An 11,366-nucleotide genomic window follows, 5' to 3' on the forward strand; every position below is an offset into this window, starting at 1 on the left:
GACGGGGGCGGTGCGGGGCCGGAGCGGTACGGGGCCGCCGGTACGGGGCCGGGGCGCCGGTCAGCCGCGCGGGGCGGTGTCCAGGGCGCGGGCGTCGGCGGCGATCAGGCCGGCCCGGTCGGCGACGACGCCGCGGCCGGCCTGGTCCTCGGCCCAGGCGGCGAGCGGCCGGTACTGGCCCTGGCCGAGCATCGTGGTCAGGGTGGCGACGGCGTTGCGGTCGGCGCCGGAGGTGAGCACCAGGGCGGCCAGGCCGGTGGGGGTGGCGGCGACGGTGAACGCGGTGGTGGTCTCGGCGCGGCCGCCGGGGCCGGTGGCCTCGGCGCGCAGGGTGTGCCCGCCGAGCGGGAGGGCGGTGGCGTCCAGGGCGGTGCCGGGCGCCAGCTCCTTGCCGTCCAGGGTGAGGCGGACGGTGTCGGCGCCGGTGGACTGGACGGCGGTCACCGGCCGCGCGGCGCGGTCCAGGGTGGCGCCGGCGGCCGGGGAGGTGATCGCCACGGTGGGCGCGGCGGGCCGGACGGGGGCGCCGCCCTGGAGCCAGGCGCTGTTCCAACCGGCGAGCTCCGCCGGGCGGTTGGTGATGACGCCGTCGACGCCGGCGGCGTCCAGGGCCTTCCAGCGGGCGGCCGAGTCGACCGTCCAGACGTTGACCGCGACGCCGGCCGCGTGCAGGTCCTTCACCACGTTCGGGCGCGCGGCGAGGCCGGCGTCGGACGGGTTGTAGGCGGACAGGCCGAGGTCCCTGGCGACCGCCACCGGGTCGGCGTCGAAGTCGCCGCGCAGCAGGCCGAGCGGCAGCTCGGGGGCCAGCTCGCGGGTGTAGCGCAGGGCGTCGACCTCGAAGCTCTGGACGAAGACCCGGCCGGTCATGCCGTGGTCGCGCACTTCCTTGACGATCCGGGCGACCTCGTCGCGGCTGTGCTGGCCCTTGATCTCCAGCAGCAGGCTGCCGCCGCGGGTGCGCAGGTCCTCCAGTTGGGCGGCCAGGGTGGGGACGCGGGCGCCGGCGTAGGCGGGGCCGAACCAGGAGCCGGCGTCCAGGGAGTCGATCTGGGCGGCGGTCAGGTCGCGGATGCGGCCCTTGCCGTTGGTGGTGCGGTCGACGGTGTCGTCGTGCAGGACGTAGGGGACGCCGTCCTTGCTGGGCTGGACGTCGTTCTCGATCCACTCGGCGCCGCCGCGGCGGGCGATCTCGTCGGAGAGCAGGGTGTTCTCGGGGGCGGCGGAGGAGGCGCCGCGGTGGGCGAAGACGGTCAGCGGCGCGCCGGCCGGGCGCAGCCAGCCGCCGGGGGCGAGCGCGGTGACCTTGAGGTCGTCGAAGGAGACGGTGGAGCCGTTGACCACCAGGGCCTGGCCGCCGTCGGCGCTGCGGGCGACCAGGGTGGTGCGCAGGGCCTCCTTGCCGTCGAATATCCAGAGGGCGGTGGTGCCGTGGACCTCGACGGCGATGCGCACGTCGCGGCCGGTGCCGGCGGCGGTGGGGGCCGCGGCGGTGTTGGTGACGTTCCAGACGTTGGCGGGGGTGCGCTGGGCGAATTCCAGGCCGTTGGCGGCGGTGGTGCCGGTGCGCATGGTGGCGATCGACCAGGGGGTGACGCCGGACGCGGGGACGTCCAGGCCGAGGGCGGTCCAGCGGGCGTTGTCCTGGACGCTCTCGAAGCGGGCGGTGGCCTCGATGCGGAAGTCGTCCAGGTGGCGGCCGAAGGTGATCCGGCTCTGCTGCCCGGAGTTGGCGGAGGTGCCGACCAGGCGGCCGCCCTCGACCTTCCAGTCGCCCTCGACGGCGGTGAAGCCGGCCGGCAGGGCGGGGCCGGAGAAGTGCTCGTCGAGGACGACCTCGCCGGGGGCCGGGGCGGCGCCGGCCACAGCGGCCGCGGGGGCCGCGGGGGCCGCGGGGGCGGCTTCGGCGGAGACGGCGCTGGGGACGTTCAGGGCGACGGCGGTGAGGCCGAGCGAGGCGGCGACGGCGGCGGCGAGCAGGCCGGTGCGGCGGGCCGAGCGGGGGCGGTGACTCTGTGTCATGCGCCGCAGGTTAGGGGCGATTGCCGAACCGGGCGCCACAATTCCGGGAACCGTTCGTGGCCGTTGCACGTGCGGTGCGCGAAGATGGCGGATTCCGTGCGCCGGTTGGCCGGTTCGTTTCCGTACGAGCGCGGCGGACGCGCGGCGGGGCCGGGTGCGCCGCGGCCGCCCGCCGGGGTGTGGTGACCGGACGGGCGGCTGCGGTGGCGGGGCGCTTCGAGGGCGGGTCAGTAGCGCAGGACGGCGGCGATCCGGCCGGCGTCGGCGAGGGTGTCGTCGGGGACGAAGCCGACCTTTCCGCCGGTGTCCAGGGCGCGCTCGATCACCTCGTCGACGATGTCCTCGCGGGCCCCGCTCTCGCCGGCCTCGGCGGGCACGAGGTGCTCGCCGTCGTCGCGCACGGTGGCGCGGAAGTTCTCCTCGACCACCAGGCGGGCGATCCGGCCCTGGCCGACGGCCTGCCAGACCTCGTCCAGGCCGGCCGCGAACTGCTGGGCGCCGCGGGCCTTGTCGAGCTGGGCGAGGTGCTCGGCGACCTCCTGGTCGGCGTGGGCGCGCACGGCGGGCTCGACCACCTTGCGGACGGTCTCGGCGTCGGCCTGGGCCAGGCCGCCGTGCGGCAGCTGGGCGGCGGCCTCCTTGGCGATCGGGCCGACGGCGTCCAGCAGGGCGAGCGCGGCGGCCTCGCCGACCACGTACAGCGGGCGGGGGGCGGCGGCCAGCAGCCTGCCGACCTCGGTGTCGGCCTGGCGCAGGAAGGTCTTGGTCGCCTCGTCGCGGAAGGTGCTGGGGGTGTCGCCGATCTGCTCCTGCCGCTCGGGGTCGGGGTTGTCGAAGACGCGCGTCAGCGGGAAGCCGTGCCCCTTGTCCTCGGTGACCCGCTCCTCGGTGCCGCCCCACAGCACCACCTTGTCGGCGGCCACCGCGAGCACCCAGTGCGGGCGCTCGGCGGCGTGCGAGGCGACCAGGTTGCGGGTGAGGAAGGTGTCGGACAGGACCACCCGGGCGGGGGCGGTGCGCCCGAGTGACCAGACCTGGTGCTCGCCGGGCGCGGCGAAGACCGCCAGGCCGTCCTCGGCGTGCACCAGGTCGACCTCCGTCAGGGCCCGGTCGAGCTGCTCCAGCACGTCGATCCGGTCGGCGCGGGAGACCTCCGGGTCGGCCTGGACGCGTTCCTTCGCCTCGGCCAGCAGGTTGCGCAGCCGGACCGGGTCCTGGGTGTTGTCCGGCTCGCGGCGGTGGGTGGGCATCAGGATCGACACCGCCGGGTAGGGCCGCGGCCGGCGCAGCTCGGCGAGGACGGCGGGGCTGAGGTCGGGGCGCATGGAGACCCTTTCCGAAGGCGGTCGGCCTTCTTGCGTGGACGCGCGGAGCCTTGGCACTGCTGCCAAATGTCGCCAATGTACCTATTTGCGGCTTCTGCGGCGCGCGAGCACGGACGGGGAGGGGCCTTCAGCACGGGGGGCGGGCGGCCCGCCGGCGCCGTCCGGGTTCGGGCGGCGGCGACGGCGGGCACGCGACGGCCGGGGCCGTCGGGACGGGCGGGGAGCGGTCAGAACTGGACGTCGGTGCAGGAGTAGAAGGCGTTGCCGGTGTCGGCGACGTCCCAGACGGCGACGACCACCTGGTGGCCGGTGCGGCCGGTGGGCAGGGTCGCGGTGTGGGTGGTGGTGGCGGCGGGCTGGCGGCCGTTGTAGGGGACGGTCAGGAACGGGGTCAGGTCCAGGGCGGCCCGGGTGATCGGCTGGCTGGCGTCGTAGCCGGGCTTGGTCAGGAAGTACCTGAAGCTGCTGGTGGAGTGCCGGGCCTCGATCTCCCAGGTGAAGGTGAGCTGCTGACCCGCCGTCACCTTGGTGGTGGGCCAGCTGCCGCCCCGGGGGTTGTCCAGCGGGGCCCAGCGGGCGTCCGCGCCGGCGCAGATGGTGCCGTCCGCCGGGCCGCGGGTCGGGAAGCCCTTGGGGCCCTCGACGCTCTGCGGCTCCCACTGGATGTCGCCGCAGTCCCACGGGACGGCGTTGGCCCCGCAGAGCGCGGAGCGGCTCGGCGGCAGGTTGATGAAGCCGTGCGACTGGGCCGGCAGGGCCGCCGCGATCGGCAGGGCGATCGCGGCCGCGGCGGCGGCGATCAGGTGGCGCTTGCGCATGGTGCTCCTCCGTGGGGGTGGATGGAGTGTGCGCCCGGCGCGGGGCGTGCGCGTGCGCGTGGGGGTGCGCACGGCGGTCTGCCCGAGACATGGCATGCCCGCGCCAGACCGGTTGCCCGACACCGTAGGATCTGCCTTCCCTCCGCGTCAATGGTCTGAACCATTTGCGCCAAAGCCGCGTGATGACTGGGCTCCGACCGGCATCCCGCGGCCCCACCCGCCCCCGAATCGCACGGGAGATTATTTGCACAAGCGCTATACAAGCTCTGGCCGATATTTCTGTTCATGGCTTATCCTGGACCCAGCCATACCCGGAAGGAGGGGCCCATGACCGCCACGGACCCCGCGCTCACCGCGCTCGCCAACGGCTGGGGCGCCCTGTCCCTCCTGCACGGCAGGATCGAGTCCCACATCGAACGCGCCCTGCAGGCGAAGCACGACCTGAGCGTGCGCGAGTACTCGCTGCTCGACGTGCTCAGCCGCCAGCACGACGACGAGGGCGGGCACCTGCAGATGAAGCAGGTCGCCGACGCGGTCGTGCTCAGCCAGAGCGCCACCACCCGCCTGGTCACCCGGCTGGAGGACCGCGGGCTGCTGTCGCGCTACCTGTGTCCGACCGACCGCCGCGGCATCTACACCAACGTGAGCGAGGACGGCCTGAGGCTCCTGGAGCAGGCCCGGCCGACCAACGACGCCGCGCTGCGCGAGGCGCTCGACGAGGCCGCCCGCACCCCCGCGCTGGCCTCGCTGGTCCAGGCGGTCGAGGCCGTGGACGCCGCCGCGCCCACCCGCTGACCCCGGCCGGCCCCGCGCCGCCACTCCCCCGGGCCCGGCCCGTCCGAACCGCACACGCGGTCCGGACGGGCCGGGCCCGGCCGCGTTTCCGGCCTCCCGACCCCGACCCTATGGCGCGTGCCACCTATCCGCGCTTGCACTTATCGCGCGTCTGCAACTATTGTTAGGGCACGCAAGGCGCTAGCTCAAGCAATCACAGAAGGGTTCGGGCCCATGCCTCTCGCTCTCATCGCCCTGGCCATCGGCGCATTCGGGATCGGGACCACCGAGTTCGTGATCATGGGACTCCTGCCCCAGATCGCCGGCGACTACGGCGTCTCCATCCCCAACGCGGGCCTGCTGGTCACCGGCTACGCCCTCGGCGTCGTCATCGGCGCGCCGCTGATGACCGTCCTCGGCACCAGGATCAGCCGCAAGACCATGCTCATGCTGCTGATGGGCCTGTTCGTGGCCGGCAACCTGCTCTCCGCGTTCGCCCCGTCCTTCCCCGTGATGCTCGCCGGGCGCATCGTGACCTCCCTCGCCCACGGCGCCTTCTTCGGCATCGGCTCCGTCGTCGCCGCCGACCTCGTCGCCCCGCAGAAGAAGGCCGGCGCCATCGCCACCATGTTCACCGGGCTGACCGTCGCCAACATCGTCGGCGTCCCGCTGGGCACCTACATCGGCCAGGCCGTCGGCTGGCGCACCACCTTCGCCGGCGTCGCCGCGCTCGGCGTGGTCGGCCTGCTCGGCATCGCCAAGCTCGTCCCCGCCATGCCCCGCGCCGAGGGCGCCCACCTGCGCCGCGAGCTGACCGCCTTCCGCAACCCCCAGGTGCTGCTCGCCATGGCGATGACCGTGCTCGGCTTCGGCGGGGTCTTCGCCGCGATCACCTACATCGCCCCGATGATGACCAACGTCGCCGGCTACGCCGACGGCTCCGTCACCTGGCTGCTGGTCCTGTTCGGCGTCGGCATGTTCCTCGGCAACCTGCTCGGCGGGCGCTACGCCGACCGCAAGCTGATGCCGATGCTCTACACCACCCTCGGCGGCCTCGCCGTGGTGCTCGCCCTGTTCACCCTCACCGCCCACAACAAGGTCGCCGCCGCCGTCACCGTCCTGCTGGTCGGCGCCCTCGGCTTCGCCACCGTCCCCCCGCTGCAGAAGCGGGTCCTGGACCAGGCCCACGGCGCCCCCACCCTGGCCTCCGCCGTCAACATCGGCGCCTTCAACCTCGGCAACGCGCTGGCCGCCTGGCTCGGCGGCATGGTGATCAGCGCCGGCCTCGGCTACACCGCCCCGAACTGGGTCGGCGCCGTCCTCGCCGCGGCCGCCCTGCTGCTGGCCTTCTGGTCCGCCGCCCTGGAGCGCCGCGACCGCACCCGGGAGGCCGCCACCACGAGCGCGGCTCCCCGCCACGCGGCCCTGCAGCACTGACCATCGACACCACCGGCCACCGGCACACCACCGGCCACCGGCACACCACCGGCCACCGCCCCGACCGGAACCCACCCCACCCCGGGAGAAGCACCACCATGAGCACCACCACCGCAGTCGCCCCGCTGACCACCGCCGACGCCGAGCTCCTGGTCGACGCGGCCCGCAGCGCCGCCGAGGCCGCGGGCGTGCCGGTCAGCGTCACCGTCCTGGACGCCGGCGGCCACCTGCTCGCCTTCCGCCGCGACGACCGCGCCGTGCTGATCTCCGGCGAGACCAGCACCCGCAAGGCCTACACCGCCCTCCAGCTGAACGCCCCCACCGCCGACCTGGTCGACCTGGTCAAGCCCGACGGGCCGTTCCACACCCTGCCCACCGCGCTGGACCGCCCGCTGCTGTTCATCGCCGGCGGCATCCCCGTCCACCGCGACGGCCGGCTGGTCGGCGCCCTCGGCGTCGGCGGCGGCGCCCCCGCGCAGGACCACTCGTTCGCCGCCGCCGCCCTCGACCGGCTCGCCCAGCTCGCCCGGTGAGCACCGCCGCCCGCAGCCCCCGGGAGGTCTTCGCCGACCACGGCGAACGCCTGGGCACCGGCGACCTCGACCTGGTCAGCGGCAACTACACCGAGGACGCCGTCGCCATCACCCCGGCCGGGACCTTCCACGGCCGGGCCGGCGTCCGCCAGGCCATCGGCCGCCTGCTGGCCGACCTGCCGGACGCCGACTGGCAGCTCACCCCGAGCTTCGCCGGCGAGGTCCTGCTCCTGCGCTGGAGCGCCCGCACCGCCGAGCACGAGGTCGCCGACGGCGTCGACACCTTCGTCTTCCGCGACGGCCTCATCAGCGCCCAGACCGTCCACTACACCCTCACCGACCGCACCGCCTGAAGGAGACAGCACATGACCACCCCCACCGTCCCCACCGTGAAGCTGAACAACGGCGTCGAGATCCCCCAGCTCGGCTTCGGCGTCTTCCAGGTCCCCGACGACCAGACCACCGCCGCCGTCGCCGCCGCCCTGGAGGCCGGCTACCGCAGCATCGACACCGCCGCCATCTACGGCAACGAGACCGGCGTCGGCCGCGCCCTGGCCGCCTCCGGCGTGGCCCGCGAGGACCTGTTCGTCACCACCAAGCTGTGGAACGCCGACCAGGGCTACGACGCCACCCTGCGCGCCTTCGACGCCAGCCTCGCCAAGCTCGGCCTGGACCACGTCGACCTCTACCTCATCCACTGGCCCACCCCGGCCCGCGACCTCTACCTCGACACCTGGCGCGCCCTGGAGCGCCTCGTCGAGGAGGGCCGCATCCGCGCCGCCGGCGTGTCCAACTTCCAGCCCGCCCACCTCCAGCGCCTGCTGGACACCAGCGCGCTGGTGCCCGCCGTCAACCAGGTCGAGCTGCACCCCGGCCTCCAGCAGGCCGAGCTGCGCGCCTTCCACGCCGAGCACGGCATCGCCACCGAGGCCTGGAGCCCGCTCGCCCAGGGCGCCGTCCTGGACGACCCGGCGATCACCGCGATCGCCGAGCGCACCGGCAAGTCCCCCGCCCAGGTCGTCCTGCGCTGGCACCTGCAGCTCGGCAACATCGTCATCCCCAAGTCCGTCACCCCGGCCCGCATCCGGCAGAACCTCGACGTCTTCGACTTCGAGCTGACCGCGCAGGACATGGCCGCGATCGCCGCCGGCGACCGCGACCTGCGCACCGGCCCGCACCCGGACCAGTTCAACGCGAGCTGACCCCGCCCCACTCTCCCGTCCCGGGCGGTCGCACCGCCGCCCGGGACGGGATCTTTTGTGAAGGACCCGCCATGGCCCCGTCCCACCCCGCACTCGCCCGACTGGCCCCCGCCGACGGCCGGCTGACCATCGGCCTGGAACTGCCCCTGGACAACGACTGGGGCCAGGAGCGCGGCCGGGCCGACCGCGCGGCCGGCCGCCCCTTCGGCGCCCCCGACCTCGCCGGGCACGCCCGCCTCGCCGCCCTCGCCGACCGCCTCGGCTTCGCCGCCCTGTGGGTGCGCGACGTCCCGCTCTACGACCCCGTCCGGTTCGGCGACGCCGGCAGCGTCTTCGAGACCTTCACCCACCTCGGCCACCTCGCCGCCCTCACCCGCGACGCGGTCCTCGCCACCGGCGCGGTCGTCCTGCCGCTGCGCGAACCGCTGCTCGTCGCCAAGGCCGCCGCCACCGTCGACGTGCTCTCCGGCGGGCGCCTGCTGCTCGGCCTGGCCAGCGGCGACCGCCCCGTCGAGTACCCGCTGTTCGACCGCGACTTCCACGGCCGCGGCGCCGCCTTCCGCACCGGCGTCGAGACCCTGCGCGCCGCCTGGCGCCCCGGCCCGCTGGAACTGCCCGCCGCCGGCCTCGGCGCCGAGCAGCAGCTGGAGGTCCTGCCCCGGCCCGTCCACCCCGGGGGCATCCCGATCGCCGTCGCCGGCGGCGCCCAGCAGAGCCCCGAGTGGATCGCCGAGCACGCCGACGCCTCCCTCAACTACCCCCGCGACCCGGACGCGCTGCGCACGCGGCTGCGCCAGTGGCGCGACCTCGCCGGCGACAAGCCCTACCTGACGCCGATGGTCCTCACCCTCGCCGAGGACCCGGCCGCCGCGCCGCGCCCCATCCGGCTCGGCCTCAGCACCGGGCGCACCGCCCTGATCGAGCACCTGGAGCTGATGGCCGAACTCGGCGTCGCCCACGTCTCCTTCAACCTGCGCCCCAACGACCGCCCCGTCGACGAGCTGCTCCAGGAGCTCGCCGAGGAGGTCCTGCCCCGCTTCGCCGCCCCCGCCGCCGTCCCCTCCGCCACGGCGGCCGGGCAGCGCGGCTGAGCCGGGGACGGGCCCCGCGCCGGCTCGCCCGTACCGGGCAATTTCCGCCGCGTCCCGCGGCCGGATGCGCCCGGGCGGCCGGCCGGTGTGGCAGGTAGGGGGACGAACCGCCGTTCGTCCCCCTACCGCCGAAACGGAGCCCCCATGCGCCGACGCCGCGGCGTCCTGCTGACCGCCGCCCTCCTGGCCCAGCTCGCCGCCGGACCCTCCCACGCCACGGCCGCCGCCCCGACCGGCCAGTGCGGGGTGGTGCGCAGCGGCGACACCCCGCTGGGCGGCGCCGAGGTGACGCTCTACCAGGCCGGGGACGGCGCGGGCGCCGCGCCCCGGGTGCTGGCCCGCACCCGCAGCGCGCCGGACGGGCGCTTCCTCCTGGACTACCGCCGCCCCGAGGACCCGCGCGCCGTGCTGTACGTGCTGGCCGGCCTGCCCGGGCCCGGGGGCGCGCGCGGCGCCGGCGGGCCGGCGGTGCTCGCCGCCGTCCTGAGCGGGGCCGGGGCGCCGCCCGAACTCGTCGTCAACGAGCGCACCACCGTGGCCGTCGCCTACGCCCTGGCCCGCTTCACCGGCCCCGACGGCGTGGCCGGCCCCGACCCCGGGCTGCGCAACGCCGCCGCCGTCGCCCACAACCTGGCCGACACCGGCACCGGAGGCATCGCCGCCCCGCTCGCCGCCCCGCCCAACGGCGCGCTCACCTCGACCCTGGCCGAGTTCAACACCCTCGCCGACCTGCTCGCCGCCTGCGTCGACGCCACCGGCGACTCCTGCGACCGGCTGCTGAACCTGGCCCGGCGCCCCGGCCGGGAGCGGCCCCGCGACACCCTGCGGGCCGCCGTGGACATCGCCCACGACCCGGGCCACAACGCCGCCGAGCTGTTCGCCCTCGCCGCCACCGCCCCCCGCTACCGGCCCGCCCTGCCCGCCGCCCCCGAGGCCTGGACCGTGGCCCTGCGCTACGACGGCAACGGCCACGAGCTCGACGGCCCCGGCAACATCGCCTTCGACGCCGACGGCAACGCCTGGGTCAGCAACAACTACCGCTACGGCGCCGACCCCACCGTGCCGGTCTGCGGCGGCGACACCGTCCTGAAGTTCACCCCGGACGGCCGGGACGCCCCCGGCGCCCCCTACCGGGGCGGCGGCCTGTACGGCGCCGGGTTCGGCGTCACCGTCGACGCCCGGGGCTCCGCCTGGGTCGCCAACTTCGGCTTCCAGGGCCGGGGTTGCCCGATCGACCCGGCCCCGCTGGAGCGCAGCCTCTCGCAGTTCGCCCCGGACGGCACCCCGCTCTCCCCGCCCGAGGGCTGGCGCGCCGGCGGCATCGTCCAGCCCCAGGGCCTGGCCGCCGACCGCTCCGGCACCGTATGGGCGGCCGGCTGCGGCGCGGACAGCGTGACCCGCGTCCCCGACGGCGACGCCACCCGCGCCCGGGAGGTCCCCACCCCCGCGCTGCACAAGCCCTTCGGCGCCGCCGTCGACCCGGCGGGGCGGCTGTGGGTCAGCGGCAACGGCAGCGACAGCGTGCAGGTCCTGGGCCCCGACGGCACCCTGGAACGGGCGGTGACCGGCGGCGGGCTGCGCCGCCCGCTCGGCATCGCCACCGACAGCCGGGGCAACGCCTGGGTCGCCAACAGCGGCATCCTGCCGGTGCCCTGCGGCGACACCACCGCCGGGGACCTCGCGGACGCCGCCGTCGCGGGCGACGCGGGCCCGCGCCCGGGCGCCTCCGTCACCCTGATCCGCTCCGACGGCACCCCGGCCCCCGAACCCTTCACCGGCGGCGGCCTGTTCCTGCCCTGGGGCGTCGCCGTCGACGGCGAGGACACCGTCTGGATCGCCAACTTCGGCGGCCACCGCGTCGCCCGGCTGTGCGGCGTCGACCTCGCCGCCTGTCCGCCCGGCTTCACCACCGGCCAACCGCTGTCCCCGCCCGACACCGGCTACCCGAGCGACGGGCTGGAACGCAACACCGGCCTGCAGATCGACCCGTCCGGCAACGTATGGCTCGCCAACAACTGGCGCACCCTGCCCCTGCAGACCAACCCGGGCGGCCACGAACTCGTCGTCCTGGTCGGCGCCGCCGCCCGGCGTCGTCCTCGTACGACGTCCAGCGGGTCAGGGTGCCGCGGCGCAGGTCCAGCGTGCGGTGGTGCCCGGTCAGCTG

Annotated in this window: 10 protein-coding genes; 7 read left to right on the plus strand and 3 right to left on the minus strand. The window is 75.7% G+C overall.

The window, feature by feature from the left end; translation table 11 throughout:
* Nucleotides 1–60 precede the first annotated feature (60 nt).
* The 3 genes from ACFU7Z_RS26355 to ACFU7Z_RS26365 form a co-directional block, all read right to left on the minus strand.
* On the minus strand, nt 61–2,022 hold the full coding sequence (locus ACFU7Z_RS26355) for a glycerophosphodiester phosphodiesterase (RefSeq protein WP_380780067.1): 1,962 nt from the start codon (nt 2,020–2,022) through the stop codon (nt 61–63).
* A gap of 227 nt (nt 2,023–2,249) precedes the next feature.
* Nucleotides 2,250–3,347, minus strand: coding sequence for a hypothetical protein (locus ACFU7Z_RS26360; RefSeq protein ID WP_049659082.1), 1,098 nt, complete (start codon nt 3,345–3,347; stop codon nt 2,250–2,252).
* Nucleotides 3,348–3,574: 227 nt separating this feature from the next.
* Complete coding sequence (locus tag ACFU7Z_RS26365; protein ID WP_117485023.1) at nt 3,575–4,165, minus strand: lytic polysaccharide monooxygenase; 591 nt, start codon at nt 4,163–4,165, stop codon at nt 3,575–3,577.
* 327 nt (nt 4,166–4,492) lie between these two features.
* On the opposite strand from ACFU7Z_RS26365, the gene ACFU7Z_RS26370 reads away from it, so the two are divergent.
* From ACFU7Z_RS26370 to ACFU7Z_RS26400, 7 genes are all read left to right on the plus strand, one after another.
* Entirely contained in the window at nt 4,493–4,960 is a 468-nt protein-coding gene (locus tag ACFU7Z_RS26370; protein ID WP_049659084.1) for a MarR family winged helix-turn-helix transcriptional regulator, read from the plus strand.
* 213 nt (nt 4,961–5,173) lie between these two features.
* On the plus strand, nt 5,174–6,376 hold the full coding sequence (locus ACFU7Z_RS26375) for an MFS transporter (protein ID WP_049659333.1): 1,203 nt from the start codon (nt 5,174–5,176) through the stop codon (nt 6,374–6,376).
* Nucleotides 6,377–6,474: 98 nt separating this feature from the next.
* Nucleotides 6,475–6,909, plus strand: coding sequence for a heme-binding protein (locus tag ACFU7Z_RS26380; RefSeq protein ID WP_375876209.1), 435 nt, complete (start codon nt 6,475–6,477; stop codon nt 6,907–6,909).
* Nucleotides 6,906–7,262: a nuclear transport factor 2 family protein gene (locus ACFU7Z_RS26385; protein WP_380740273.1), complete on the plus strand. Its 357-nt coding sequence runs from the start codon at nt 6,906–6,908 to the stop codon at nt 7,260–7,262. The genes ACFU7Z_RS26380 and ACFU7Z_RS26385 overlap by 4 nt, the downstream gene beginning before the upstream one ends.
* Nucleotides 7,263–7,274: 12 nt before the next feature.
* Nucleotides 7,275–8,111: an aldo/keto reductase gene (locus ACFU7Z_RS26390; protein ID WP_380780069.1), complete on the plus strand. Its 837-nt coding sequence runs from the start codon at nt 7,275–7,277 to the stop codon at nt 8,109–8,111.
* A 71-nt stretch (nt 8,112–8,182) separates the two neighbouring features.
* Entirely contained in the window at nt 8,183–9,202 is a 1,020-nt protein-coding gene (locus ACFU7Z_RS26395) for a TIGR03571 family LLM class oxidoreductase (protein WP_380780071.1), read from the plus strand.
* A gap of 144 nt (nt 9,203–9,346) precedes the next feature.
* Nucleotides 9,347–11,366, plus strand: a 2,020-nt coding sequence (locus ACFU7Z_RS26400) for an NHL repeat-containing protein (protein WP_380780073.1), incomplete at its 3' end; no start/stop codon positions are given.

The organism is Kitasatospora sp. NPDC057518 (genome assembly GCF_042802075.1).
In the GTDB taxonomy this organism is placed as follows: domain Bacteria; phylum Actinomycetota; class Actinomycetes; order Streptomycetales; family Streptomycetaceae; genus Kitasatospora.

What these genes read in the sequence shown, in the direction of transcription:
- ACFU7Z_RS26355 (WP_380780067.1), bottom strand. Translation starts at nt 2,022, where the DNA reads ATGACACAGAGTCACCGCCCCCGCTCGGCCCGCCGCACCGGCCTGCTC.
- ACFU7Z_RS26370 (WP_049659084.1), top strand. Translation starts at nt 4,493, where the DNA reads ATGACCGCCACGGACCCCGCGCTCACCGCGCTCGCCAACGGCTGGGGC.
- ACFU7Z_RS26390 (WP_380780069.1), top strand. Translation starts at nt 7,275, where the DNA reads ATGACCACCCCCACCGTCCCCACCGTGAAGCTGAACAACGGCGTCGAG.
- ACFU7Z_RS26380 (WP_375876209.1), top strand. Translation starts at nt 6,475, where the DNA reads ATGAGCACCACCACCGCAGTCGCCCCGCTGACCACCGCCGACGCCGAG.
- ACFU7Z_RS26365 (WP_117485023.1), bottom strand. Translation starts at nt 4,165, where the DNA reads ATGCGCAAGCGCCACCTGATCGCCGCCGCCGCGGCCGCGATCGCCCTG.
- ACFU7Z_RS26395 (WP_380780071.1), top strand. Translation starts at nt 8,183, where the DNA reads ATGGCCCCGTCCCACCCCGCACTCGCCCGACTGGCCCCCGCCGACGGC.
- ACFU7Z_RS26360 (WP_049659082.1), bottom strand. Translation starts at nt 3,347, where the DNA reads ATGCGCCCCGACCTCAGCCCCGCCGTCCTCGCCGAGCTGCGCCGGCCG.
- ACFU7Z_RS26375 (WP_049659333.1), top strand. Translation starts at nt 5,174, where the DNA reads ATGCCTCTCGCTCTCATCGCCCTGGCCATCGGCGCATTCGGGATCGGG.